22 protein-coding genes are annotated in these 22,602 nt (G+C 61.5%); 13 read left to right on the top strand and 9 right to left on the bottom strand.

Annotated elements, in window-relative coordinates:
- Positions 1 to 17 precede the first annotated feature (17 nt).
- The 12 genes from ROSERS_RS22030 (at position 18) to ROSERS_RS21975 (ending at position 13,402) form a co-directional block, all read left to right on the top strand.
- Positions 18 to 503 (top strand): response regulator, encoded by a 486-nt coding sequence (locus tag ROSERS_RS22030; protein WP_011958951.1) that lies wholly within the window; start codon positions 18 to 20, stop codon positions 501 to 503.
- Between the two features lie 197 nt (positions 504 to 700).
- A complete protein-coding gene (locus tag ROSERS_RS22025) occupies positions 701 to 2,518 on the top strand; it encodes a polysaccharide biosynthesis tyrosine autokinase (protein ID WP_011958950.1) in 1,818 nt (605 codons plus the stop codon).
- 17 nt (positions 2,519 to 2,535) lie between these two features.
- The gene (locus tag ROSERS_RS22020) at positions 2,536 to 3,858 is read left to right on the top strand and encodes a polysaccharide biosynthesis C-terminal domain-containing protein (RefSeq protein WP_011958949.1); all 1,323 of its coding nucleotides are present in this window, start codon (positions 2,536 to 2,538) and stop codon (positions 3,856 to 3,858) included.
- Positions 3,827 to 5,173: an O-antigen ligase family protein gene (locus tag ROSERS_RS22015; protein ID WP_011958948.1), complete on the top strand. Its 1,347-nt coding sequence runs from the start codon at positions 3,827 to 3,829 to the stop codon at positions 5,171 to 5,173. Before ROSERS_RS22020 ends, ROSERS_RS22015 begins: the two co-directional genes overlap by 32 nt.
- On the top strand, positions 5,174 to 6,394 hold the full coding sequence (locus tag ROSERS_RS22010) for a glycosyltransferase (protein WP_011958947.1): 1,221 nt from the start codon (positions 5,174 to 5,176) through the stop codon (positions 6,392 to 6,394).
- A complete protein-coding gene (locus tag ROSERS_RS22005; RefSeq protein WP_011958946.1) occupies positions 6,379 to 7,566 on the top strand; it encodes a glycosyltransferase in 1,188 nt (395 codons plus the stop codon). The genes ROSERS_RS22010 and ROSERS_RS22005 overlap by 16 nt, the downstream gene beginning before the upstream one ends.
- Entirely contained in the window at positions 7,545 to 8,483 is a 939-nt protein-coding gene (locus ROSERS_RS22000) for a glycosyltransferase family 2 protein (protein WP_011958945.1), read from the top strand. The genes ROSERS_RS22005 and ROSERS_RS22000 overlap by 22 nt, the downstream gene beginning before the upstream one ends.
- The gene (locus ROSERS_RS21995) at positions 8,414 to 9,592 is read left to right on the top strand and encodes a glycosyltransferase family 4 protein (protein ID WP_232282709.1); all 1,179 of its coding nucleotides are present in this window, start codon (positions 8,414 to 8,416) and stop codon (positions 9,590 to 9,592) included. Before ROSERS_RS22000 ends, ROSERS_RS21995 begins: the two co-directional genes overlap by 70 nt.
- A 12-nt stretch (positions 9,593 to 9,604) precedes the next feature.
- Positions 9,605 to 10,795 (top strand): glycosyltransferase family 4 protein, encoded by a 1,191-nt coding sequence (locus ROSERS_RS21990; protein ID WP_011958943.1) that lies wholly within the window; start codon positions 9,605 to 9,607, stop codon positions 10,793 to 10,795.
- A gap of 4 nt (positions 10,796 to 10,799) precedes the next feature.
- The gene (locus ROSERS_RS21985; protein WP_011958942.1) at positions 10,800 to 11,420 is read left to right on the top strand and encodes a sugar transferase; all 621 of its coding nucleotides are present in this window, start codon (positions 10,800 to 10,802) and stop codon (positions 11,418 to 11,420) included.
- Entirely contained in the window at positions 11,417 to 12,100 is a 684-nt protein-coding gene (locus ROSERS_RS21980) for an acetyltransferase (RefSeq protein ID WP_011958941.1), read from the top strand. The genes ROSERS_RS21985 and ROSERS_RS21980 overlap by 4 nt, the downstream gene beginning before the upstream one ends.
- Before the next feature lie 666 nt (positions 12,101 to 12,766).
- Positions 12,767 to 13,402: a YdcF family protein gene (locus ROSERS_RS21975; RefSeq protein WP_232282708.1), complete on the top strand. Its 636-nt coding sequence runs from the start codon at positions 12,767 to 12,769 to the stop codon at positions 13,400 to 13,402.
- A 3-nt stretch (positions 13,403 to 13,405) separates the two neighbouring features.
- Here ROSERS_RS21975 and ROSERS_RS21970 read toward each other — a convergent pair whose 3' ends face one another.
- The 5 genes from ROSERS_RS21970 to ROSERS_RS21950 form a co-directional block, all read right to left on the bottom strand.
- Positions 13,406 to 14,215 (bottom strand): enoyl-CoA hydratase, encoded by an 810-nt coding sequence (locus tag ROSERS_RS21970; protein WP_011958939.1) that lies wholly within the window; start codon positions 14,213 to 14,215, stop codon positions 13,406 to 13,408.
- Positions 14,216 to 14,312: 97 nt separating this feature from the next.
- Entirely contained in the window at positions 14,313 to 14,963 is a 651-nt protein-coding gene (locus tag ROSERS_RS21965) for a response regulator (RefSeq protein WP_011958938.1), read from the bottom strand.
- Positions 14,964 to 15,022: 59 nt separating this feature from the next.
- Positions 15,023 to 16,240, bottom strand: coding sequence for a sensor histidine kinase (locus tag ROSERS_RS21960; RefSeq protein WP_198136333.1), 1,218 nt, complete (start codon positions 16,238 to 16,240; stop codon positions 15,023 to 15,025).
- 179 nt (positions 16,241 to 16,419) lie between these two features.
- Complete coding sequence (locus ROSERS_RS21955; RefSeq protein WP_011958936.1) at positions 16,420 to 17,169, bottom strand: ABC transporter permease; 750 nt, start codon at positions 17,167 to 17,169, stop codon at positions 16,420 to 16,422.
- A complete protein-coding gene (locus ROSERS_RS21950) occupies positions 17,166 to 18,104 on the bottom strand; it encodes an ABC transporter ATP-binding protein (protein WP_011958935.1) in 939 nt (312 codons plus the stop codon). The genes ROSERS_RS21955 and ROSERS_RS21950 overlap by 4 nt, the downstream gene beginning before the upstream one ends.
- Positions 18,105 to 18,308: 204 nt before the next feature.
- On the opposite strand from ROSERS_RS21950, the gene ROSERS_RS21945 reads away from it, so the two are divergent.
- Positions 18,309 to 19,496: an amidohydrolase/deacetylase family metallohydrolase gene (locus ROSERS_RS21945; RefSeq protein ID WP_011958934.1), complete on the top strand. Its 1,188-nt coding sequence runs from the start codon at positions 18,309 to 18,311 to the stop codon at positions 19,494 to 19,496.
- Between the two features lie 30 nt (positions 19,497 to 19,526).
- On the opposite strand, the gene ROSERS_RS21940 is transcribed toward ROSERS_RS21945, so the two are convergent.
- The 4 genes from ROSERS_RS21940 to ROSERS_RS21925 are packed head-to-tail and all read right to left on the bottom strand — an operon-like array spanning position 19,527 to position 22,599.
- On the bottom strand, positions 19,527 to 20,309 hold the full coding sequence (locus tag ROSERS_RS21940; RefSeq protein ID WP_011958933.1) for an SDR family NAD(P)-dependent oxidoreductase: 783 nt from the start codon (positions 20,307 to 20,309) through the stop codon (positions 19,527 to 19,529).
- A gap of 19 nt (positions 20,310 to 20,328) precedes the next feature.
- Positions 20,329 to 20,994, bottom strand: a complete 666-nt coding sequence (locus tag ROSERS_RS21935) for a carbohydrate-binding family 9-like protein (RefSeq protein WP_011958932.1) — start codon at positions 20,992 to 20,994, stop codon at positions 20,329 to 20,331.
- Positions 20,985 to 21,725, bottom strand: coding sequence for a 2-amino-5-chloromuconate deaminase CnbZ (gene cnbZ / locus ROSERS_RS21930; protein WP_011958931.1), 741 nt, complete (start codon positions 21,723 to 21,725; stop codon positions 20,985 to 20,987). The genes ROSERS_RS21935 and cnbZ overlap by 10 nt, the downstream gene beginning before the upstream one ends.
- A gap of 13 nt (positions 21,726 to 21,738) precedes the next feature.
- Positions 21,739 to 22,599, bottom strand: coding sequence for a carbohydrate ABC transporter permease (locus tag ROSERS_RS21925; RefSeq protein ID WP_011958930.1), 861 nt, complete (start codon positions 22,597 to 22,599; stop codon positions 21,739 to 21,741).
- Between the last annotated feature and the right edge of the window lie 3 nt (positions 22,600 to 22,602).

Here is a 22,602-nt window from a genome sequence, read left to right as displayed (position 1 = left end):
GTTGCAAGGAACCGCCTATGGATTGCTCAGGAGTGCCGACGCCAGGTCGCGTGCGCACGCTTGCCGCGGCAGCAGCCGAAAGGCGCGCACTGTTCCGTTCGTTGCTGGAATGCTTCCCCCAGACTGTGCTGGTCGCCGAGACTGACGATGGGCGTGTTGCGCTCGACTATGTGCGGCATCGACGCTTCGACCTGGCGCTGCTCGACATTCCGCTCCGGCGCTTGAGCGGGCTGACCGTCGCTCGTCAGGCGCTTCGCGTTCTCCCCGGCATCGCTGTCGTCATTATTTCGGATATTGACGATCCCCCCTGCCTTCTCGAAGCGCTGCGGATCGGAGTGACCGGCTATCTGCCCGCTGCTGCCGCCCCCCACGATCTTGTCGGCGCGCTGCAACGCATCCTCGCCGGAGAAGTGTTGTTCGATGCGGGGTTCGCCACCCGCGCCCTGCAGCGACTGGCAGTCTCCGATCCGGCGCGACCGATGTTTTCTCCGAAATATCGTTGACCATTGAAGGCATTGTGTCAGGGTCCTCGCCCCGCACGTCGCTTCCTCCTGTCGTGCGACACAGGAACGCCGCCCGGCAAGATATGCCACCCGGCATAGGCGCGATTGCCCAACAGGCAGACGCTGTTGCGCGCCGGTGATGCTACAGTCGAAGCGAGCGGAGACCTTCCGCCAGTTGTGTGAAAAGTGAGCATTGTATGACCCTGCAACGTTACCTGACTCTCTTCTGGCGCTGGCTCTGGCTCATGCTGTTGATGACGCTGATCGCTGGCGGCGCAGCATACCTGGTCAGTCGCCAGATGACACCGATCTATGAAGCTTCGACCACCCTGCTGATCAATCAGGCGCCGGCTGGCAGTTCGTCACCCGACTATCAGGCAGTGCTGACCGCAGAGCGTCTGGCGCGCACCTACGCTGAATTGCTGGTGAAACGTCCGGTGCTTGAAGATGTTGTGCGCGAACTGAACCTCTCGATTGCCCCATCGTTGCTTGCCGAGCGTGTTCGCGTGCGCCCGATCCGCGACACGCAACTGATCGTCGTGACCGTCGAAGACATTGATCCGCAGCGGGCGGCTGATATTGCCAACCGGATCGTCGCCGTCTTCAGTGAGCAAAACCGTGAGTTGCAGTCCGAACGGTTCGCCGAGTCGAAACGCAGCCTGATGAACGAGATCGCCAAACTTCAGGCGGATATCGATGCAACGCAGGCGGAAATCGCCGTCCTGCGCGGTATCGACGACCCAACGCGCCGGGCGCGCCTGGAGGAGGCGCTGGTGCAGTATCGCAGCAGTTATGCCACCGTGCTGCGTAGCCTGGAAGAGGTACGGCTTGCCGAAGCGCAGTTGACCAACAGCGTCAATGTGGTGGAAACCGCCGTTCCCGTGACTACCCCCGTGCGCCCACGGATCGTGACGAACACTGCCATGGCGGCTGTCGCCGGTCTGTTGCTGGCGGTTGGATTGGCGCTGCTGATTGAATATCTCAGTGATCGGGTCAGTTCCGCCGAAGACGTGACTGCCGCTACTCACGTTGGCATGCTGGCAGCCATCGGGCGGATTGACGGCGCGGAGCCGTCAGACAAACTGGTGATGCTGAGGGATCCGTTCTCGCAGGTCGCCGAGGCGTACCAGATGTTGCGCGTCAAACTGGAGATCGCCAGATTTGAGAAGCCGCTGCATACGCTGCTCGTGACCAGCAGCAGTCCTGGGGAAGGGAAGAGCACGACTGCGGCGAACCTGGCGCTGGCGATTGCGCGCTCCGGTAAGCGCGTCATCCTGGTGGATACCGACCTGCGGCGTCCATCATTGCACCGCTTTTTCCGCCACGCCAATCTGCGCGGCGTGACGACGGCGCTGGTGCGCGATCCGTCGGATAGCCTCTACAACCACATGATCGCCACCGGTCTGGAGAATCTGCTGGTGCTGCCGAGTGGTCCAGTTCCCTCCGATCCGGCGGTGATGGTCAGTTCGAAGAAGATGCTCGACCTGATCGATGAACTCAAACGCATGGCGGATGTCGTGGTGTTCGACAGCCCTCCCATTCTTGCCGTGGCGGATGCGATACCGCTGGCGCATATCTGCGATGCCACGCTGCTGGTGGTGCTGGCTGGAGCCACGCGCACCAGTCAGTTGCGCCGCGCCTGTGATCAGTTGCTTCAGGCGGGCGTCGAGCCGCAGGGGGTCGTCCTGAACCGGGTGACGAAAGAACAGGGCGGGTATGACCATTACTACTACTACTACGGACAGAACCGGAAGCGCAGTCGTCGCGGGGTGTTGAGCCGGCTGTTCAAACGGCGACGACGTCGCAATGCCGTTCCAGGAGTTGTCGATACATTGGATACGGTCATGAGCGGCAGCGGGCAGACGCTCTATGGCGCACCGGACGTGGTGGAGGCAACAGTTCACCGGCGCGCGCCGGATATGACCACGCACCCCGACGCACAACCGGCAGTGACCGCCACGACTGCGGTGCAGGGCCTGGACGAGCGGCGGAATGGCAGGGCGCCTCATCAGTGAGGGGAAAGAAGCGCACAATGGCGCACCGACCACAACCAGGAGTTGCGCGTCTCGTGACTGAGACCTACGCCATGCGTCTGATCGCACTGGGATGCCTGGTGATCGCGGCAATTCTGCAGGCGCGCCTGCTCGGTCCTGAAAGCAAAGGTCTGCTTGCAACCGCGCTCGCCTGGTCGGCGCTGATCGGCGGGGTGGCGCTCTTCGGCTCGGATAGCGCCGCGATCTACTTTGTCGCGCGCGCCGCGAGCCATGCGCTGTGGCTGATGCGCACCGGTCTGATCTATGCTGTCGGTCTCGTCATCCTCGCAGGAGCGCCGGTCGGTGCAGCAATTGCATTCATGCCCCTGGCATCGGCAGATCTGAAGATCATCCTGGCAATTGCACTGTTAGCGCCGATTTTTATTCTTACGTCGATATTCAATGCTATTCTGGCTGGATTAAACCATATCCGGTCAATAAACAACGTCAATGTTGCTTCAGCGATTCTCTATACCTTTGCGCTTACAGTATGTTTTTTGCTGCATATTGAGACATTTGAAGCGATCACGGCGGTTGTGATCGGTATACAACTTACGACGCTGATGATGTTCGTTGCTGCTGTGCAGCGCGCTGGCGCCGCCGAATGTCGCGCACCGGAGCTTCCGGCGTTTATGCGCTACGCATTGCAATCGTTCCGCGGCAACCTCGCCGGATTGTTGTTTCTGCGCAGCAGTCTGCTCGTGTTGGGGAGCTTCGCGCCTATCGCGCAGGCTGGCATCTACTCGATAGCGGTCGTTTTTGCGGATGTGGCGTTGATGATGCCCAACACGCTGACCAACATCCTGCTGCCGCGTCTGGCAGGACAGCATCCTGCATTGATCGCTGTGCGCGTCGCTGCCACAGCGCGCTACGCCTTTGCCGGGGCGCTGGCGCTGGCGCTAATGATCGGAGGTGGTGCGTTTCTGGTCGTGCCGGTTGGATTTGGTGAGGCATTCCGTCCGGCTGCACCGGTGGCGCTGCTGCTCTGCATTGGCGCTGCGCTTGGCACACCTGGCATGATCCTGTCGATCTATTTCAATGCCTCTGAACAACCGGAAACGCCAGCAACCGCCGCCTGGATCGGGTGCGGCGTTGTGATCGCCGGTTCACTGGCACTTGTGCCCTTCGCCGGTGCAGTCGGCGCAGCAGTGGCGACCGGTATCGCGCGCGCAGTGACGTCGCTGTTCATCATAGCCCGCTTTTGTCGTGCCAGTGGGCTGAACTGGCGCGCATCACTGGTGTTTCAGGCAACGGATTGGGCGAAGAGTGAACGAAAGATTCATGCTCTCTATGAACAGGTTATCCGCGCTCGTCGCGCCTGAAACTATCCGGACAGGATCGGCGTTGCTGATCGGATTGACTGTCGCACCACTGGTCGGGGTGCTGGCAGCGACACAGCCAGTGCTGCTGCTGTTGTTGCTGAGCGTCGCGGTATGGGTGTTCCTGGTGTTGCGCAGCGACAGCAGTGCTCTCTTCGTGCTCGGCGCTGCGGCGCCACTCCTGTACCTGATCGATATGCGCAGTGCGCTCTTCAGCCAGGCGATCCTGGCGCTCTACGGCGTGGCATTCATCCACGCAGCGCATCAGATCGTCCATCAACCGGAAGCGAAGCGCTGGGACTGGCGACTGGCGATTCTCGTTATCGCCTGGGGCGTGATCGTTGTGCTGGCTGAGCGCGAGCTTTTCAGCGAAGGATTAAGTCTGCGCCGCTTCATTGTTGCCACCATTGGGATGCTCCCCTATCTCTGGTTCGGGATGGCGGCACCACGGATCACAGGGAAACAGGCACACGTGCTGCTCGCCGGGATCACAACCGGCGCAATCATCACGGCTGCCGCGTTTCTGCTCAATTCGCGCACGCTGACCGAAGGGCTTCAGGGGCGCGATGCCTGGATCGATACCTACACCATTATCGGGAGCCTGAAGAACTCGCTCGGACTATTGTGGGTCATCGGATGGATACTCCTGATCGGATGGCGCACCAGAGGAGGTTGGGCGATCAAGGCGCCATTGCTCGCCGTGGTACTGGCTGCCATCCTGTTCTCGTTCAGTCGCTCTTCATATATGGCGTTGATCGCTGCCACGCTGCTGCTGTACCGGGGACGCTCCTCTGCCCTGTGGCTCGCCATCGGTGCAATAGGCGCTTTCGTGCTGTTCGGCTTGCCTGAAGCAGTGTGGGCGCGCCTTGAAATGACCTGGTCGCCGATACGCGGGTTCGATCCATCGGCGGAAGCGCGCATCGAGTTGTGGATTGCTGCGATCAACGCTTTTCTCTCGGCGCCGCTGACGGGCATTGGTTGGGGGAAGTTCAGCGACTACCTGGTGCGCACCGGTCAGGCGCCGGCAGCCGCCGGGCAGGCAGTGTATGACCTCGCATACGCTCACAACTATATTCTGAGCGCATTTGCAATGCTTGGCTTCGGCGGTGGCGTATTGAGCGTGAGCGTTTTTCTCGCTGCGTGGCAACGCACACGCGCACTCATTGCCCGTCAGGTTCATCTGGCGCGGTTGGTGCAGGCAGCAGTGCTGGCGGTCGTGATAGCATCGTTGTTTGGCGAACCGCTGTTCGATCCTGTTCTTTCGTTCGTATTTGTGCTGATCCTGGCATGCCTGGTCAGGCAGGAAAGTGAGCAGTGAATGTCCCGGTCATTACGAATCGTCCATATCGTTGGAAGCGCCTTTGCCGGTGGATGGGCGTTCCATCCACTCTGCCTGCTGCGCGACGCCGGGCACAATGTCTTCCTCATCTGCCCGGAAGAAGGTCCGCTGCCGGAACGGGCGCGTGCAGCCGGCATACCGACGCGGATCGAACCGTTTCCGCGCCGCATCCGGCATGCGCGCAGCGCTGCGGCGTATATCGCGCGTGTGGCGTCCTGGTTGCGCCGTGAGCGGATCGATGTCGTGCACAACCACCTGGCGCCGACCAATGTGTGGGGGCGTCTGGCAGCGCGTGTGGCGGGTGTTCCGGTGCGCCTGACCCAGTGGCCTGGTCCGTTGCCGCTCGAAATTCCTGTGTCGCGGCGGATCGAGATGGCGCTGGCGCCGCTCGACAGTGCAATTATCGCAGCCAGCACCGCAACCCGGCGCATCTATGAGGCATGCGGCGTGATGCGCGGACGGATCCGCCTGATCTACTACGGCTTTCCGTTCGACCCGTTCGATCCAACGCTTGACGGCGCTCCGATCCGGCGCGAGTTCGGCATTGCACCAGATGCGCCGCTGGTGACGATGATTGCCTATATGTACTCTCCCATGAAGGAGCGTTCGTTGCGCGGGCTGAATGTCTTCGACGGGATCGGGCTGAAAGGGCACGAAATCCTGATCGAGGCGGCAGCGCACATGCGCGCGTCACTGCCCGATGTGCGCTTCCTGATCGTCGGCGATGCGCTGGCGCCGGGTGAGGCGGAGAATTACAAACAGAAGTTGTACCGGATGGTTGCCGACCTGGATCTCCAGCAGACGGTGCTATTTGCCGGGAAACGCACCGATATTCCGGCGATCCTGGCGGCGAGCGACGTGGCGGCCGTGCCATCGCTTTCGGAGAATGTCGGCGGCGCGGTCGAACCGTTGCTGATGGAGCGACCGGTGGTTGCCAGCGCCGTCGGTGGGTTGCCCGACGTGGTGCGCAACGGTGAAACCGGCTGCCTGGTTCCGCCACGCGACCCACAGGCGCTGGCGGGTGCGCTGCTGCATACCCTGACCCTGCCTGCCACTGCGCGGCGCGCGATGGGGCGCAGGGGACGGGCAATTGTCCAGGAGTTGTTCGACCTGAACAAAACCGTCGGGCAAACCATGCACCTGTACGAGGAACTGTTGAGTGCTCCTGCAATGAGAGGTCTGCGATGGGCGCGCCGCTGACCATTCTGTATGTCACCGGCTATGGCGCCCACGCATGGGCGTTGCATACGCCACAATTTCTGGCGCGTCGCGGTCACCGGGTCTCGATGGCATGCCCGACCGATTCGCCGATGGAACGCCTGGCACGGCAGGCTGGCATGGAGGTGCATGGCTGGAAGGCGCCACTCCGCCTGACAGAAACCGGTTCCATAGCAGGCGCCGTCAACGCGCTCTACCGCCTGTTTCGGCGGCAGCGCCCGGATGTAGTGGTGTCCTATGCGCTGCCGATCAGCCTGTGGGCGCGGCTGGCGGCGCGGCTGGCAGGCGTGCCGGTGCGCCTGTTCAAGCCGCCGAGCCTGTGGGATCTGGAACTGCCCTATTATCGCATCGCAGAGTACAGCACCGCCTGGATGGACAGCGCGATCCTGGCGTCGAGCCGCGCGCTGGTGCGCTACTATCGGCGGGTGCCGCTTATGCGCACGCCGGTGATGTTGAGTTACTACGGTTTTCCGCTCGAACGGTTTGATCCATCGCTGGATGGGGGAGGCATCCGTCACGAGTTCGGCATCCCTTCCACAGCGCCGGTTGTGACGCTGGTCGCGCATCTGATTCCTCCCATTCGGCGCTTCGACCCGCACTATGGCATCAAGGGGCACGAGGTGCTGATCCGGGCGGCGCGCGACGTAGTGGCGCGTCTGCCGGAGACACGCTTCCTGATCGTCGGCGCGGAACCGGAAGGCGCTGCACGAGGCGCATATGAGGCGCGTTTGAAGCAACTGGCGCACGATCATGGTGTTGATCGCCATGTCATCTTTACCGGAAAACGCACCGATATTCCGGCGATCCTTGCGGCGAGTGATGTGGCGGCCGTGCCATCGCTCTCGGAGAATGTCGGCGGCGCGGTCGAACCGTTGCTGATGGAGCGACCGGTGGTTGCCAGCGCCGTCGGCGGGTTGCCCGACGTGGTGCGCGACGGTGAAACCGGCTACCTGATTCCGCCGCGTGATCCGGGAGCGCTGGCGGATGCGTTGCTGCATACCCTGACCCTGCCTGCTGCTGCGCGACGCGCGATGGGACGCAGGGGACGGGCCATCGTCCAGGAATTGTTCGACATCAATTGCGTGGCGCTGACCGAAGAGCGTATCTTTTACCGTCTGCGAGGCGAACCGGTATGTGCGACCTCAGCATTGTAATCGTCAACTGGAACACCCGCGACCTTCTGCACGCCTGTCTTGCGTCGCTGCCGGAAGCGGCGCGTTCCCTCGCCTGCGAAATCATCGTGGTCGATAACGCTTCGACGGATGGCAGCGTCGAGATGGTGCGCACGACATTCCCGCATGTGCGCCTGATCGCCCTGCCGGAGAACGTGGGGTTTGCGCGCGCCAACAACCTGGGGTTCGCCCAGGCGCAGGGGCGTTACTTTCTCCTGCTGAACCCGGACACCTGGCTGCCATCGGGCGCGCTGGACGACATGGTGGCGCTGATGGATCAGATGCCCGACACCGGCATCCTCGGTCCGCGGCTGCTGAACGCCGATGGCAGCCTTCAGCCGTCGTGCAGTCATTTCCCGACGCTGCTGAACATTGCGCTGGAGAGTTGGGGTATCAGTCGCCTTGCGCCGCAGAACCAGTGGCTGGCGCGGTTCAAGATGACGTACTGGGGGCACGATGACGCGCGCGACGTCGATCAACCGTCCGGCGCCTGCCTGCTGGTGCGCCGTGAAGCCTGGCAGAGCGCCGGTCCGCTCGACGAACGCTTCTTCATGTACTTCGAGGAAGTTGATCTGTGCTGGCGCGTGCGGCGGGCGGGATGGCGGATCCGCTTCACGCCGACGCCGCAGATCACGCACTACGGCGGTCAGAGTTCGCTCCAGAACCTGGATGCGCGAATCACGCAACGGTACGCCAGTCTGTTGATCTTCTTCCGCAAGCACTACGGCGCGCTGACAACGGGTGCGCTCTGCGTTGCGCTTGCGCCGGCGATCCTGTTGCGCGCATGCCTGACGACCGTGCGCGCCATGCTGGCAGGTCAGCGGCGACAGTGGGACTACGCCGTGCAGTACTGGCGCGTAACGGCTTATGTGTGCAGGTTGGCGATCGGTATGCAGTAATGCCAGAGGAAGCGATGAAGGTGCTCTTTCTCACACGCTACAGTCAGAGAGGCGGCAGCAGTCGCTACATGGTGCATCAGTATCTGCCAGCGTATGCACAGGCCGGCATGACCTGCACGGTCGCGCCCCTGTTCGACGACCGCTACTTCGATTTTGGCGTGCTTGATCGTCCGACAGGGATCGGGGAAATTGCGCGTCACAGCCTGTACTATGCACGCCGCGTTCTGCTGCGGTTGCGAGCGCTGATCGATTCACACCGCTACGACCTGGTCGTGCTCGAAAAGGAACTGTTCCCGTATGTGCCGTATGGCTTCGAGGAATGGCTGCGGCGGCGTGGTGCGAAACTTGTTGTGCTGTTCGATGATGCCACATATGCGTACTATCGACAGCATCCATTTCCCCTGGTGCGCCTCCTCTGTCGCGGCAAGATCGAACGCATCGTGCGCGGCGCCACGCACGTGATCGTCTGGAACGACCATCTGGCAGGGTATATGCGCCGCCTGAATCCGCGCGTTTCGGTGGTGAACAGCGGGGTTGACATCACCCGCTATCCGCCGAAGGATTACCGCGCACCTCGCACGACGGATCGACTGGTCATCGGCTGGATCGGCACGCCGAATGGTTTTCCCTACCTCCGCTCATTGGAGACGGTCTTTGCCGAACTGGCGCAGCAGTATCCCATCGAACTGCACGTGATCAGTTCGATGGCGTACAGCAGCGCACATGTGCAGGTAGTCAACCGCACATGGAGTATGCAGACCGAAGTGCAGCATCTCCACGACCTGGACATTGGCGTGATGCCGTTGCCGAATGATGAGTGGACGCAGGGCAAGAGCGGCGTCAAAGCTGTGCAGTACCTGGCGGTCGGCGTCCCGGCGGTCTGTTCACCGGTCGGCGTGGCGCGCCGGTTGATTACCCACAATGTGAACGGGATGCTGGCAGACCACCCGACTGCGTGGCGCTGCGCATTGACGCGATTGCTCGACGATCCAGACCTGCGGGAGCGCATGGGCATGGCGGGTCGCGCGACGGTCATTCAATCGTATTCCACTCAATCAGTTGCGCCGCGTCTGGTCGATATCCTGCTCCAGGCAGGGCGCAGTGCATAGAAAGGACGTTCCATGACCCTGCGGGTGGCGCATATCACAACGGTCGATCAGTCGCTGCGCTATCTGCTGCTCAACCAGATGCGCAGCATCGCTCAGGCGGGCTATGAGGTGACCGGCATCTCCGCGCCGGGGAGCGACGTTCCGGTTATTGAGTCGATGGGCATCCGCCACATCGCTGTCCCCCTCACGCGACGCCTGACGCCCTTCGCCGATCTGCGCGCGCTGGTGCATCTGTACCGCATCTTTCGACGAGAACAATTCACGATTGTGCACACTCATACCCCCAAACCGGGACTGCTGGGACAACTGGCGGCGCGCATGGCGGGGGCGCCGGTGGTGGTCAACACCATCCACGGCTTTTATTTTCACGAGCACATGCCGCCTGCGCAGCGGCGCTTCTACATTGCAATGGAACGCATCGCAGCTCGTTGCTCCGATCTCATCCTCTCGCAGAGCCGCGAGGACCTGGATACCGCCATCCGGCTGGGCATCTGTCCACGCGAGCGCATTCAGCTGCTCGGCAACGGCATCGATATCCAGCGCTTTGATCGGAACCGGGTCGATCCAGCAACCCTGGCGCACCTGCGCTCGACGCTGGGATTGCCGCCGGACGTCCCGGTGATCGGGTTCGTCGGGCGATTGGTGGTCGAAAAGGGTATTCTCGAACTGGCGCGCGCCGTTCAGCAGGTACAGTCGCGCTTTGGTCCGGTAACACTGCTGATCGTCGGCGGCGTTGATCGAGAAAAAGCAGGGGCGCTCAACCACGAGGACATTCAGGCGGCTGCGGGAACGGCGACATGCATCTTCGCCGGGGTTCGCCAGGATATGCCCGACATGTATGCATTGATGGACGTATTTGCGCTACCTTCGTACCGTGAAGGATTTCCGCGCGCGCCGATGGAGGCGTCGGCGATGGGAGTCCCGTGCGTGGTTACCAATGTGCGCGGTTGTCGCGAGGCGGTGGAGCACGAACGCAACGGGCTGATCGTGCCGCTGCGTGACGTGGATGCGCTGGCGGAGGCGTTGATCAGCCTGTTGCGCGATCACGACCGACGCAGGGCGATGGGTGATGCCGGACGCAGGATGGCGCATGAGCAGTTTGACGAACGGCTGGTGTTTCAACGGGTTCTTGCCGCATACCATCGGCTCCTGCACGAAAAAGGCGTCCAGGCGTCGGAGAGCGCGGCGACCGGCAAGGCATAGCAGTATGTATCGCCGTCATCTGAAGCGTGTGTTCGATCTCTGCGTCGCCAGCATTGCGCTGGTTGCATTCGCGCCGTTGCTGTTGATCCTGGCGGCGCTGGTGCGGATACAACTGGGTGCGCCGGTGATCTTTCGCCAGCAGCGTCCGGGGCTGCACGGACGACCATTCACGCTGCTGAAGTTTCGCAGCATGACCGATGCGCGTGATGCGGAAGGCAACCTGCTGCCAGACGAGCAACGCCTGACGCCGTTCGGTCGTTTTTTGCGCAGCAGCAGCCTCGATGAACTGCCGGAACTGATCAATGTGATCCGCGGCGATATGAGCCTGGTAGGACCACGCCCGCTGCTGATGGAGTATCTGGGTCGCTACACCCCTGAGCAGATGCGCCGGCACGAGGTGCGTCCCGGCATCACCGGATGGGCGCAGGTCAACGGACGGAACGCAATCAGTTGGGATCAGAAATTCGTGCTGGATGTCTGGTATGTCGATCATCTCTCGTTCTGGCTCGATCTGCGCATCCTGGCATTGACGATCTTGCGGGTTGCGCAGCGTGACGGGATCAGCCAGCGTGGGTGCGCCACAACGACCATATTTCAGGGAACATCGGAAGGCGGGTACCAATGAAGCGTGTATTGATCATTGGCGCTGGCGGGCATGCGCAGGTGGTCGCCGACATTCTGCTGCGGATGCACGAAGCGGGCGCCAATCTGTTGCCGATCGGGTACCTCGACGATAATCCGCACCTCTTCGGCGAATGGCGATTGGGGTTGCCGATCCTCGGTCCGCTCGCTGTCATTGACGCGATTGAACACGATGCGCTGGTGATCGGGATCGGCGATAACCAGACGCGCAAGGCGATCTATGAACGTCTGGCTGCGTGTGGTAAGCAGTTCACGGTTGCGTGTCACCCATCGGCAATTATTGCGCGTGATGCCATCATCGGTGCGGGAACGGTTATTGCTGCGCGCGCCGTCGTGAATGCGAGTGCGCGCGTCGGCGTAAACGTTATTCTCAACAGCGGAAGCATTGTCGAGCATCATAACTGCATCGGCGCCCACGCTCACATTGCGCCGGGATCAACCCTCGGCGGCGGCGTTGTGGTCGGCGAAGGGGCGCTGATCGGCATCGGCGCAACCGTGCTGCCACAGTGCACGATTGGCGCGTGGAGTGTGGTTGGCGGCGGTGCGCTGGTGACCTCGGCGGTTGATGATCACCTTGTGGTCACCGGCATCCCGGCTCGACCGCATATGACTGTCCCGCGCAACGGACATCCCCGTCATCGGCGCGCCCACGTGCGGGTATAACGTCCGGTCGCACCTCCTGGTAGAAGATCGCCCTCCAAACCCTCGTCTGGATGCCCTGTTTCCCTGCTGCATTTCCAGGCGCTGTTGCCCCTCATCCCCCCAGCCCCCTTCTCCCACAAGGGGAGAAGGGGGAGTCTGGGTCTCCTGCTGCCTGAAACGGGAGATGGCACGCCAGGGCTTGCCAAAAAACCTGCCCCGTAAGCCTGCGAGGTCGGGACATCCTCGCTCCACTTTGTGACCCATCATGGGAGCGCGGGCAGCGTGCTCTCGACTGCTATCCTGACGCCCTTTTTCCCTTCTGCGTTCCCGTGCGCGTTTGCCCCTCATCCCCCCGACCCCCTTCTCCCACAAGGGGAGAAGGGGGGGTCTGGGCGTCCTGCTGCCTGAAACGGGAGATGGCACGCCGGGGCTTGCCAAAAAACCTGCCCCGTAAGCCTGCGAGGTCGGGACACCCTCGCTCCACTTTGTGACCCATCATGGGAGCGCGGGCAGCGTGCTCTCGACTGCCCTGCGAGGTCGGGACACCCTCACTCCACGGCAAACGTCGCCGATCTGACTGCGAACAGATGGTTGGCGGCGAGCGTATGTTCGGTGTATAATGCCTGTGCTGAAGGAATGGATACTCAATACCATTTTATCGAAGCGCAAAGCGCTTCCTGAGATGCTGTGTCTGCGCTACCCTATCGTCGCTCGTCAGTTCGCACTGTTTCCTGGTCAGGAATGGGATTTGGCGTTCTTGTGCTGATTGCCAGCCTGATCCTCCCGCTGCTTGTCGCGCCCTGGCTGATTGTCGATGATGCTGGCGAAACGGCGGATGCGATTGTTGTTCTGGGAGGCGAGGCATATCCGCCGAACCGCACCATCCACGCGCTGAACCTCTACAAACAGCAGCGTGCGCCGGTGGTGGTGTTCACCGGCGGCGCGCTGCCCGGTCAACCGCCTGAAATTTCATCGGCACGGGTTGCACTGCGGTATGCGCTGGCGCGTGGGTTGCCAGCAGAGGTCGCGCTGGTGGTGGATACCGCGCAGAGCACCTACGACGAAGCGACGCTGGTGCGCGACCTGGCAGCGCATCACGGGTGGCGTTCGCTGATCATTGTCACCGACCCGTACCACACGCGACGCGCTGTGCGCACCTTTCGCTCGATCATTCCAGATGTGCAGGTGACGGCGAGTGTTGCGCCGTTCCTTGACACCTTCGCCGACCCATTGAGTCGCGGTGTGCGTGTCTGGCGTTACGCTGCCGCTGAACTGATCAAAATGGCGTTCTACCGACTGCACTACGGCATTCCGCTGAGGTAGCGGTTACTTTCTGGTTGCCCATACTGGCGCGCGTTTCTCGATGAACGCATCGACGCCTTCCTGCGCGCACGGTTCCATCATATTGCATGCCATCGTTTCGCCCGCCAGCCGGTAGGCATCTTCGATGCCCATTTCGATCTGGCGGTAGAACAGCGATTTGCCGAGTGCAATCGCTTCGGCGGGTCTGGCGATGATCGCATCGACCAGCCGCTGCACTTCAGCGTCGAGTCCGGCAGGTGGCGCGACCCGGTTGACCAGACCAAGCGCCTGTGCGGTGCGGGCGTCGATAAAGTCGCCGGTGACCAGCATCTCGAAGGCGGCTTTGCGCCCGATATTGCGTGACAACGCCACCGCCGGGGTCGAACAGAACAACCCGACGCTGATGCCGGAAACGGCAAATGTTGCATCTTCGGAAGCGACGGCCAGGTCGCACATGGCGACCAGCTGGCATCCGGCGGCTGTGGCGATGCCGTGCACACGCGCAATGACCGGTTGCGGCATGCGCTGGATCGTCATCATCATGTGCGAGCAACGCGCAAACAGGTCTTCATAGTACGCCTGACTGGGATTGGCTCTCATCTGTTTCAGGTCGTGACCGGCGCAGAAGGCTTTCCCCTGCCCCGCGATGACGACTACTCGCGCCTGCGGGTTGGCTGCTATGGCGTCCAGTTCCGCCTGGAGCGCGGCGAGCATCTCTTCGGAGAGCGCGTTGAACTGTCGCGGGCGGTTCAGCGTCAGTCGCACCACGCCACGCGCATCATAGTCGGCGAGCACGTATGGCTCGGTGACAGGAAGGGCTTCAGTTGTTTGCATGCAGGTCTCCTCTACGTCTCAGTCCGGGCGGCGCTGTGTTGCATGATACCAGAAAAGCGTCCAGACGCCAGGAAACGGTGCAAAAACACGCACCATCCTAATCCGTCAACCCTTCCCGGCGGGCAATGTTGGCGGCTTGCGTGCGGTTCTCTGCCTGGAGTTTGGCAAGAATATTCGAGACGTGGTTCTTGACCGTGCCCTCGGTGATGGAGAGACGCCCGGCAATCTCGCGGTTGCTCAACCCTTGCGCCAGCAACACCAGCACCTCGCGTTCGCGCTCCGACAGGTCGAAAGGTATGGTCCCGGCGCGCCGTCTGCCGGTTGCCGCTTCGCGCAGGGTGCGCGAGGCGATCTCTGGCTGGATGAAGACCTCACCGGCGTGAACGCGCCGGATCGTCTGCAGGAGCGCTTCAGCTGGGGCATCTTTGAGCAGGTAGCCCATCGCACCGGCGCGGACGCTCTGAAACACATAATCATCACGGTCGAAGGTGGTCAGCACAATGATGCGCGCCTGAGACCACGCGGCAATAATCGCGCGTATGGCCTCCACACCGTTCATGACCGGCATCTGCACATCCATCAGGATGATGTCGGGCCGTAACCGGAGCGCCTCTCGCACCCCTTCTGCGCCGTCCCTCGCTTCTCCGACCACACGGATGCTTTCTTCAAGATCAAGAATGGTCCTCAAGCCCTGGCGCATGAGGGTCTGATCTTCGACGATCAGGATGGATATGTCCGACTGCTGCACGATGATGCCTTCCCTTCGTCTGGATGCGTTCTATCACATCCCGCCGGATTGCTGCAACATCAGCACGCTTTGCGTTCCTGCGCAATGAGCGGTAGCGCCGCCTCAATCGTCGTCGCCCATGAATGATGCCCATGTGAGGTTACAGACAGGATGCCGCCGACTCCCTCCACCCGTTCCCGTATGCCGCGAAGACCATAGTGACCAGGGCGCTCGAAGGCGTCCGCAGGCAGACCCACGCCGTTGTCGCGGATGCAGAGGCGCACCTCCTGTGGCGAAACTGTTGCGGCCACTTCTGTGGATGTGGCGTGTGCGTGCTTCTCGACATTGGTCAGGGCTTCCTGCGCGACCATCCACAACGTTTCGGCAAGGACTGGCGGGATGCAGTCGATTGCAGGATCAATGTGGCAATTGACGTTCATCCCGCTGCGCTGGCTGACTGCCACGCAGTGTTCCAGCAGCGCCTGATGCAACGAACGATCACCCAGACCGGGGGTGCGCAAACCAGCGATAGTGCGCCGGAGCGCAGCCATGCTTTCGCGCACCTGGGTCTTCATCGCATCTATCTGCGCATCTGCGCGCTGCGGATCGACCCGGTAGAGGCGCTGCGTCGCTTCCAGTTGCACGCTCAACGCCGCCAGCGTGTGACCCAGATAGTCGTGCATGTCGCGCGCGATGCGTTCGCGTTCCCGTAGTTTCGCCAGTTCGATAGCCTGGTCCCGGCTACGCTCCAGTTCACGGCGCGCTGCTTCGAGTTCGGCAATGAGCCGCCCGCGTTCGCTACTGGTGCGCATCGTATAGTACAGGAGCAGATATGTCCCGATGGTCAACAATCCGATGCCGCCATTCGCAGCCGCCAGACCTGGATCAAGGTTCTGGATGCGCCAGTCTGCCGATTGGAGCATCGTCAGCAGCAGAATCGTCACAACAGTGACGATGGCGGGCAGTGGCGTCAGAAGCCCGAACGATTGCCCCACCATCATGAAGATCAGACCAAAAAAGTGCTCGAACAGGTGCGACTGGATCAGCCAGGCGACGAGGCCTCCGCCGAAATAGATCGCCTGCTGCCAGAGTGACGGGGGCCAGCGTTGCGCAAAGACATAGAGCCGCAGATACACCCCCAATTGGGCCGCCAGCAGCGCCGTAACCACTGCGACGCGCCAGTCCAGCGCCGCACGCTGCTGCCAGATCGTTCCGACTGCATATGCCAGATAGATCAGGGTCGTGACGATGTGCCAGAACCGGACATAGGGTACAAAAATGTGCGCAGGCAATGGCAAATCAGGATGGTCCTGAAACATCCTGTTTGCCGGAACGGACCTTGCGCGGAGCGATTTCATAGCCAGAATCCTACACCACGATCAGCCTGCCTGCAACCGATCCCTTGCGGACGCCCCAACGTCGCAGTCCTGCGTCGGGCGTCCACGTCTAACATTCCCATCTTCCACCTGCAACCTTTTCACCTGCTTCCCTGCCAGCGGAAAAAGCGAACCGCCAGGATGCCCGCCGCCAGGGTATAGCCGATGGCGAGCGCCAGGTTGCGCGCTCCATCTCCACCCAGGTCGCCGGTGATCAATGGCGCTCGCACCAGATCGCCGACGGCGTAGGCGGGCAGAAGACGCGCCGCTCTTTGCAGCCATTCCGGCATATTCGTGACAGGAATGACCAGCCCGGCGATGAACAACTGTATGAAGTACAGCAATTGCCCGACAGCAATGGCGATTTTCTGATCGGGCGACAGACTGCTGATGCATTGCCCCAGCGCCACCGAGACAATCACCGCCAGCAGGATCATCGGCAGACTCAGGATCAATCGGTCGAACGGGACGCTCCAGCCAAATGCGATGGCGGCGAACCCCATAACCAGCGCCGTCTGTGCAAGACACATCACCACATTGACGATCATGAATGCGCCCACGAGGTATGCCGCAGGTGTTGGCGTCGCCTTTAAGCGCCATAACACGCCGGTTGCGCGCATGTTGGTCATAAATGCAGAACCGCCGAGCATGCCGAACGATAGAATATTCAGCACGACAATACCCGGTACGACCCACTGCATGAATGTGGCGCCATCAACATCCGTCCCGCCGAAAACAAAGCGATAGATGACCAGCAGGAACACCGGGAAGACCAGGTTCCAGAATACGACCATTGGTTCACGCGCATACGACAGCATCAGCGCTCTTGCGAGGATGAAAAAGCGTTTCATAGCTGGCTCAGGCTCCTTCCTGTCAATTTGAGGTACACATCTTCCAGGTTAGGCTGGCGCACAGTAATATCGCGCACCAACCGTCCGTACTGTTGCGCCGCCATGTAGAGCGCCTGCAGCGTGGCTTCAGGATTTGCCGTCTCGATTTCGAGTCGTTCGCCGACGTAGCGCATCTCCAGTGCGCCAGTCAATGGCGGAAGGGCGTCCAGCGGCAGATCAACCGTTGCTTTCAGCACCGGTCGCACGTCGGCTGCGGCGATCAAGCGGTGCGGCGAGTCGCACGCCACGATGCGCCCCTCATCTAAGATCGCTACGCGCCCGCACAGCGACTCCGCTTCGTCCATACTGTGCGTTGTGATCACAATCGTGCGCCCCTGATCCTTCAGTGTGCGGATCATGCGCCAGACTTCGCGGCGCGCAGCCGGATCGAGCGATCCAGTCGGTTCGTCGAGCAACACAATTTCCGGGTTGGTGGACAGTGCGATTGCCAGCGCCAGACGCTGCTGCTGCCCGCCCGACATCTGTTTCGCCCGCCGGTGCGCCTGATCAACAAGGGCGAACTGTTCCAGCAGTTCCAGTATCCTGCTGCGCGATGGGTAGACTTCGTAGAGCGCAGCGTAGACTTCGATGAGTTCGGTCGCAGTCAATCCGTCGATCAGCGCAGTGCTCTGGAGTTGAATGCCCAGTTTGCGCCGGGCGCGTTGCGGATCGCGCAGCACATCGATGCCAGCGACGACGATGGCGCCGGTATCCGGGCGATGCAAGCCCTCGATGCACGAGAGCAGCGTCGTCTTGCCTGCGCCATTGGGTCCGAGCAGACCAAAGATGTCGCCGCGCTGCACGTCCAGAGAAACGCCCTTCAGCGCCTCGACGCGCCGTTGCCCTTTGCCATAGTGCGCGCGCACATCACGTATGTCAATCGCCAGTTCGCTCATGGCAGCCTCCTGTTCGTTCGCTCTCAGCGTAGCGCGAAACCGGTGATCGGTGAAGTGCGGGAGGATAGATTGTGAAAATGTGCGAGAAGGGGGATGCCGCAATGTGACGAAGGTCATAGTGACAACGGGCGATAGTTGCATTCCTGCGCCTTTCCATAGATAATAGCGCCCCACGGTTTCCTTCAGCATGGCAGTGAGCAACATATGTACGACCTTCTCATTCGCGGCGGGCATGTGATCGACCCGGCAAACCATCGCAACGCTCCCTTCGACGTTGCGATCAGCGGTGGACGCATTGCGGCGGTGGCGGAGTCCATCGATCCGGCGCAGGCGCGCGCTGTGATCGACGCGACCGGTCAGATTGTGACGCCTGGACTGGTCGATCTGCATACCCATGTCTACTGGGGCGTTACCTACTGGGGAATTGAAGCCGACCCGGTTGCGGCGCGCAGCGGGGTGACCACCTGGGTGGATGCTGGCAGCGCTGGCGCGTACAGTTTCCCCGGCTTTCGCCACTTCATCTGCAATGCCAGCCGGGTGCGCATATTCGCGTTTCTCAACCTGTCAGCGATCGGGCTGATTGCGCCAACCTGGGAGTTCGCCAATCTCGATTATTGCGACATCGATCTGGCAGCCAGGACGATCGAAGAGAATCGCGATATGCTCGTCGGGATCAAGGCGCGCATCGATCACAACACCACGCGCGGCGTCGGCATCCGCCCGCTGGAACTGGCGCGCACCCTCGCCGACCGGGTGGCGCTGCCGCTAATGGTGCATATCGGCAACGCTCCGCCGGCGCTTGACGAGATTGTTGCGCTCCTGCGCCCCGGTGACATTCTGACCCATTGCTTCACCGGCGGCACGCATCGCCTGCTCACCGACGACGGACGCCTCTCCCCGGTTGCACGCACGCTGCAGGAGCGTGGCGTGCTGCTCGACATCGGGCACGGAACCGGGTCGTTCAGTTATCGGGTGGCTGAAGCAGCACTGGCGGAAGGGCTGCTGCCCGACATTATCAGCAGCGACATTCATCAACTCAGTGTGCAGGGACCAATGTTCGATCTGCCAACGACACTCTCAAAGTTTCTCAATCTGGGCATGTCGCTCCCCGATATCATCGACCGGGCAACCCGCCGACCGGCGCTGGCGATCGGGAAACCGGAACTCGGAACATTGCAGCCTGGGGTGCCAGCGGATGTGGCGCTCTTTCGCCTTGAAGAAGCGGACGTGACATTCTACGATGTCGAGATGAATCCGCGCGCTGGCAACCGGCGCCTGGTCTGCACGATGACGATCGTTGATGGGCAAGTGCTGCCGCAGCGGGCGGAACGCGCACCGGCGATCTGGGCGATTTTGCCGGAGCATCAGCGGCGCATCCTCGATCAGGGTTGAATTGCAGCGAATGTTCGCAGCGCCGTCACCTCATCCGTACAACCGCATCCCCACCCGGTACCCGCCATCGACGCAAAGGGCGCTGCCGGTGATGTAATCGGCATCGTCGCTGGCAAGAAACACCGCCGCACGACCAATATCGTGCGGCGTTCCCAGGCGTCCCCATGGTATCTGCTGCGCTGCACGCTGCAACTCTTCCTCGGTGGCGAATTTGCGTTCGCCGGGGGTGTCGATATGCCCTGGATTGATGACATTCACATTGATGCGGTACGGCGCCAGTTCCGCCGCCATTGTCGATGCCAGGTGGTTGACCGCCGCTTTTGCCATGTTGTACGCTGCGCTGGTCGGCAGCGGAATCTGCGCCAGGATCGAACCAATAATGATGATTTTGCCAGGACCGCCGCGCGCGACCATGTGGCGCGCCGCCGCCTGGCAGGTGTGAAAGACGCCGAACTGCGTCACCTCGATGGTGCGCAGCACATGCTCCCACTGCGCCTCCACCACGAGTTCCCGGATTGAAAACGCAGCATTGGCAACCGCAATATCGACCCGTCCAAACTGCTCGATGGCTGCGGCGAACACCTGATCGACGGCATCCCGATCCGCCACATCGCCGTACACCACCAGCGCACGCCGACCGATTGCCTCGATGTCGGCGGCGGTGGCGCGGGCATCGACCACCCCCGGAGCGTCGGGCGGCAAATCGTTGAGCACGACGTCGGCGCCCTCTTCCGCCATGCAGAGCGCAATCCCCCGACCAATGCCACGCGCTGCACCGGTGATGAGCGCAACTTTATCCTTCAATCGCTGCATTGCGAATCCTCTCACCGTGTTATTCTGCGAGCATCAGATACCCGAAGCAGGAGGGTTTGTGAAAATCGGCAGGCGTTGTGTATGTTGGCGACCAGCAACTGAACTCCGGTTCTCCATCGCGCGGACGTTCGATCCGAAAAAAATTGGCGCGCCAGAGCGACGGAAGCGGCTCACACGTCAGGCAGCGCCAGGGCAACGCCAGAATCGCCGTCCAGCGCCCCACAGCGTCCTCACGGCGCGCCCACCAGCGCGCATCAGCGTTCCATGCCGTATCGACGCGCAACGTGGCGCGTCGCTCGTCCGGGTTGCTGATCCGTGCATCGAAGAAGATGCCATTCGGACTGATCTCAAACTCGAAATAGTCTACCGGCGTTTCCTTGCCGGGGCTGATGAACAGTTCGACCGCTTCTTCATCGTAGATCGGATCGTCGCGCTCGCAATATGTCCCCCAGATGTCGCAGTCGTCACAGTCGAAACGAACATACAGCGCGTCCGCATCGTACCCAAGACGTACAACCGTCTGCTGGGTGGCAGGTCCGCTTCCATCAGCCAGGATGAATGGCGTTATTGCTGGCAGCGTAATCCACTCCCACGAGAAGGGATCGCTGCCAGCTGACCAGTGTGCTGGAACGTGCGGGACAGCGTGGTACGGTAGATCGGGCATCGTCGCCTCTCCTATTCCCATATGCGCAACTCCTGGCGCACGCCGCGCATATCAACCTCAAACTCCAGACCGGCAATCGGCGGACGGCTGTAGTACCAGTGGAAGGCATGCACTGCGGCGACGCCGAGCGGCGAAAGCAGGATATCGGTCAGAAAATCGAGCGGCGAGTGAACCGAATAGACCGTCATATCGGTCACATCATCGATGCCGCATCCCAGCGCAGCCAGGCGTTGCAGCATCACGCGCATCACAAACGACGCTTTCGTGCGCATTGCCTCCGGTGACGTCTGACCTTCGGCAATAATCCCGTGCTCGTCAAGATCGCCGGCGCCAGCAATCACGAACGTGCGACCGGTCGTGGCTGCTGGCACGGTATAGGAGAAGGCATAGAGCGACGGTTCTTCAGGCGGGAGATAGGCAGGCGCGACATTGGTGCGCGCCACCGGGTTCACCTCATCGAGCAGAATGCCGCGCGTTTGCAACTCGATGCGATACTCAGCGTTGAATGCACGGAAGTCTTCCATGCTCCACGGCTTCGGGGAACGGAGTTCGATGGCGCACAGCGCAGTCGCCGGTCGTCCGACCGTTGCGAGATAGCGGTCGATCAGGGCGAAACCGGCGCGATACGGCAAGGGACGCTGCAATGTCGCCCGCACAATCTCGAACCCCGGTAGCGCAACGACACCGGCGGAATAGGGGGGACCGCCGGGCAAAAACGCAAACCCGCCAGAAGGATGATTGACCAGGTGCATGACACGCTCCCTTTCACAACTTGATCGCCCCCTCGGTCAACCCTTTGAAATAGAGACGCTGGAAGAGGGCGAAGATAATGATACCAGGAGTCACGGCAATCACATACACCGCAGCGATGCGCGGATACGCCCACTGCCCCATGCCGGAGTGCGCCGAAGCCAGCACAACCGGCAGGGTGCGCGTCGCCTGATCGTTCGTCAGGGTGACTGCCAGCAGGTACTCGCCCCACACACCGACGAAGTTGACCATGGACACGACGACAATGCCGTTGAGCAGGAGCGGCAGGAGCACCAGAAATAGGGTGCGCCACGGTCCGCACCCATCCATACGGCTTGCCTCGACCAGTTCGTGCGGCAACTGCTCGAAGATCCCGCGCATGATCAGGACGCTGACCGCCAGGTTCAGCGTCACATAGGGAAAGATCAAACCGACGACCGTGTTGAGCAACCCCAACTGACGCTGAATCTCATAGATCGAGATCAGCGAGAGCAGGCGCGTCGGGAAGAAGAGCGATGCGATCAACAGCCAGATCAACAGCATCCGTCCGGGCAACTTCACATGCACCAGCGCATAGCCGCCGAGAATAGCGCAGAAGGTTGTGATGGCAACCGTTGCCAGCGTCACAAAAATGCTGTTGAACATATTCTGCGGCAATGTCTGAATGCGGGTGAGCACGAACCCGTAGTGGCTGAAATCGAATTGGCGGGGCCAGAAGTTCGTTGAGTACGACTCTGGCAGCGACTTTACCGACATCAGCAACACCCAGATCAGCGGCAGCACGATGATGACCAGAAAAACGTTGATCACCGCATGTCGGGCGATGAGACCGGTTGGGAAACGGCGCCGGCGATGGCGCTGAATTGCCGCAGCCACAGA

Source organism: Roseiflexus sp. RS-1, assembly GCF_000016665.1.
Lineage (GTDB): Bacteria > Chloroflexota > Chloroflexia > Chloroflexales > Roseiflexaceae > Roseiflexus.
This window is presented reverse-complemented; position numbering and strand designations above follow the sequence as displayed.

Coding starts and splice junctions, on each gene's coding strand:
- ROSERS_RS21935 (WP_011958932.1), bottom strand. CDS start 20,994: ATGGGAATAGGAGAGGCGACGATGCCCGATCTACCGTACCACGCTGTC.
- ROSERS_RS22030 (WP_011958951.1), top strand. CDS start 18: ATGGATTGCTCAGGAGTGCCGACGCCAGGTCGCGTGCGCACGCTTGCC.
- ROSERS_RS21950 (WP_011958935.1), bottom strand. CDS start 18,104: ATGAGCGAACTGGCGATTGACATACGTGATGTGCGCGCGCACTATGGC.
- ROSERS_RS22020 (WP_011958949.1), top strand. CDS start 2,536: ATGGCGCACCGACCACAACCAGGAGTTGCGCGTCTCGTGACTGAGACC.
- ROSERS_RS21980 (WP_011958941.1), top strand. CDS start 11,417: ATGAAGCGTGTATTGATCATTGGCGCTGGCGGGCATGCGCAGGTGGTC.
- ROSERS_RS21940 (WP_011958933.1), bottom strand. CDS start 20,309: ATGCAGCGATTGAAGGATAAAGTTGCGCTCATCACCGGTGCAGCGCGT.
- ROSERS_RS21955 (WP_011958936.1), bottom strand. CDS start 17,169: ATGAAACGCTTTTTCATCCTCGCAAGAGCGCTGATGCTGTCGTATGCG.
- ROSERS_RS22015 (WP_011958948.1), top strand. CDS start 3,827: ATGAACAGGTTATCCGCGCTCGTCGCGCCTGAAACTATCCGGACAGGA.
- ROSERS_RS21970 (WP_011958939.1), bottom strand. CDS start 14,215: ATGCAAACAACTGAAGCCCTTCCTGTCACCGAGCCATACGTGCTCGCC.
- ROSERS_RS21990 (WP_011958943.1), top strand. CDS start 9,605: ATGACCCTGCGGGTGGCGCATATCACAACGGTCGATCAGTCGCTGCGC.
- ROSERS_RS21985 (WP_011958942.1), top strand. CDS start 10,800: ATGTATCGCCGTCATCTGAAGCGTGTGTTCGATCTCTGCGTCGCCAGC.
- ROSERS_RS22010 (WP_011958947.1), top strand. CDS start 5,174: ATGTCCCGGTCATTACGAATCGTCCATATCGTTGGAAGCGCCTTTGCC.
- ROSERS_RS22025 (WP_011958950.1), top strand. CDS start 701: ATGACCCTGCAACGTTACCTGACTCTCTTCTGGCGCTGGCTCTGGCTC.
- cnbZ (WP_011958931.1), bottom strand. CDS start 21,725: ATGCACCTGGTCAATCATCCTTCTGGCGGGTTTGCGTTTTTGCCCGGC.
- ROSERS_RS22005 (WP_011958946.1), top strand. CDS start 6,379: ATGGGCGCGCCGCTGACCATTCTGTATGTCACCGGCTATGGCGCCCAC.
- ROSERS_RS21945 (WP_011958934.1), top strand. CDS start 18,309: ATGTACGACCTTCTCATTCGCGGCGGGCATGTGATCGACCCGGCAAAC.
- ROSERS_RS22000 (WP_011958945.1), top strand. CDS start 7,545: ATGTGCGACCTCAGCATTGTAATCGTCAACTGGAACACCCGCGACCTT.